The following is a 2,310-nucleotide window of genomic DNA, read 5'->3' as shown; positions in this document are numbered from 1 at the left end:
CGCTCACCCCCGGCGCCGCCCGCGTGAACGAGAACGGCCCCGGCCCACGGGAACCATAGACGCCCTGCCAGCGCTCCACGACCTGGATCTTGCAGCCCAGGGTATGTTCGGCCAGTTCGATCATCCAGTTGTCCACCTGTTCGGCGTTGAACGGTGAAGGATCGCTGCCGTAATGGTGGGAATCCCCGATGATCAGTTCGCCATAGGGTGTCGGGCTGATCAGCAGGTGAATACCGTTTTCATGCAGGTGCGGTACATCCCGCAGAATTTCGGCCTGTACCGGCGCGGCTTCCGGCAAGTCGGCGAAGGCGCCGTAGTGCACGCAGCTGAGGCCGGTCAGCAGCGCGTGTTGCAGGTTCAACTCCACCACTGGCCGGGCGCGCAGCATTTGCAGGCGGCAGATTTGCGGGTTGAGTTCGGCAATCTGCTCGGCCAGCAGCGTCTGGTAGTCGTGACCGGAGCAGACAATGATCTGCTCGCCGCGAAAGGAGCCGGCAGTGGTGTGCACCTGGCCGGGCTCGATGTCGCGCACCAGGGTGGAGAAATGAAACTCCACGCTCAGTTCGCGGCTGAGGTAGTTGATCAGCGCCGGGATAGCCTCGCGCGAATACAGTTGTTGATCATCCAGGCCGTGAAGCGCAGCGCGGTGATGGGCGAACTGGCCACCGTACAGCTCGTGCAGGGCGGCGCCTTGCAGCAACTTGACGCGATAACCGTGTTCTTGCGCGCGACCGGCGCAGAAGGCTTCAAGCAAGTGCTCTTCGGCTTCGGTGCGGGCGAACAGATAGGAGCCGTTGCGCTTGAGCTGGATGCCGGCGAGTTGCGCCCACTGACCCCAGATCTCACGGCTTTCCCGCGCCAGGTCGAGCATGGGCCCCGGCGGCTGGCCGGTGACCAGTGCCTGGCCGAAGTTGCGCACGGAGGCGCCCAGGGGCGTGGCGCTGCGCTCGAAGACCTTGACCTTGAGGCCGCGTTTGGCGGCCGCGTATGCGTGGGAAAGGCCGAGGATGCCGGCGCCGATGATCAGCAGTTGTGTCATGAAGACCTCTCGTTCCCACGCTCCGCGTGGGAATGCATCCTGTGACGCTCCGCGTCACGACTACAAAAGCGGACGCAGAGCGTCCAGAGCCGCGTTCCCACGCAGAGCGTGGGAACGATCGGTGGTTATTGTTTTTCCGACTTGCCGTCATAGCGCTTGCGCCATTCGGTCAGGATGCTGTCGCGGTTTTTCGACGCCCAGGCAAAGTCATTCTTGATCAACCGCTGCTCGTAGTCCGCCGGCAATTCGGTCTGCGGCTTGGCGATACCCGGCTGGGCCAGTACCGCGAAGTTTTCCTTGTACAGCTCCATCGCCGCGGGGCTGGCGGAGAAGTCGGCGAGTTTCTGTGCCGCGTCTGCGTGGGCAGTGCCCTTGATCACGGCAGTGGCTTCGATATCCCAGCCCAGGCCTTCTTTCGGCAGGATGATGTCCAGCGGTGCGCCCTGGCGCTTCAGCTGAACGGCCGGGTATTCGAAGGAAATGCCGATCGGGAATTCACCCGAGGCCGCCAGCTTGCAGGGTTTGGAACCGGAGTGAACGTACTGGCCGATGTTCTGGTGCAGGTCGTCCATGTACTGCCAGCCCTGCTTCTCGCCGAAGGTCTGCAACCAGGCGCTCACATCCAGGAAACCGGTGCCGGACGAGGCCGGGTTGGGCATCACGATCTTGCCCTTGTACTCAGGCTTGGTCAGGTCCTGCCAGCTCACCGGCTTGCTCAGGCCCTGCTTTTCGGCTTCGACGGTGTTGAAGCAAATGGTCGCAGCCCACACGTCCATGCCGACCCAGGCCGGCGGGTTGGCGGCATCGCGGTAGTTCGCACCGATCTTGCTCAAATCTGCCGGTGCGTAGTTTTGCAGCATGCCCTGCTGATCGAGAATCGCCAGGCTGGAAGCGGCCAGGCCCCAGACCACGTCAGCCTGAGGGCGGGCTTTTTCGGCCAGCAGCTTGGCGGTGATGATGCCGGTGGAATCGCGCACCCATTTGATCTCGATGTCCGGGTTAACCTTTTCAAAGGCCTGTTTGTAGGTCTTCAATTGCTCGGCTTCGAGGGCCGTGTACACGGTCAACTCGGTCTTGGCGGCAAAGGCATTCAGGCTGAACGCAGTGAGCACAGCAGCGGCTAACGCCAGGGGCTTGAACATGGTGCAGTTCCTTTATGGGTGAATTATTGGCCGGGCGCGGTTTGGCGCCAGGCCTGGGAGCGGCGCAACAAGCCGCGTGAGGCCCACGCCAGCAGCAAGGACACGCCCGCCGAGGTGAACAGGATCAGG

The 2,310-nt window shown here is 62.8% G+C and carries 2 protein-coding genes; both read right to left on the bottom strand.

What is annotated here, in order from left to right; translation table 11 throughout:
* The coding region (locus HX846_RS35385; protein ID WP_178967265.1) for a TIGR03364 family FAD-dependent oxidoreductase at window positions 1-1,039 on the bottom strand (1,039 nt) is incomplete at its 3' end.
* Window positions 1,040-1,164: 125 nt separating this feature from the next.
* Entirely contained in the window at window positions 1,165-2,181 is a 1,017-nt protein-coding gene (locus HX846_RS35380; RefSeq protein WP_003213811.1) for a putative 2-aminoethylphosphonate ABC transporter substrate-binding protein, read from the bottom strand.
* Window positions 2,182-2,310: the final 129 nt, after the last annotated feature.

The organism is Pseudomonas sp. K5002, from assembly GCF_013386655.1.
GTDB lineage: Bacteria > Pseudomonadota > Gammaproteobacteria > Pseudomonadales > Pseudomonadaceae > Aquipseudomonas.
The sequence above is the reverse complement of the archived record's forward strand: the minus strand, read 5'-3'. Positions and strand labels throughout refer to the sequence as shown.

What these genes read in the sequence shown, in the direction of transcription:
- HX846_RS35380 (WP_003213811.1), bottom strand. Translation starts at nt 2,181, where the DNA reads ATGTTCAAGCCCCTGGCGTTAGCCGCTGCTGTGCTCACTGCGTTCAGC.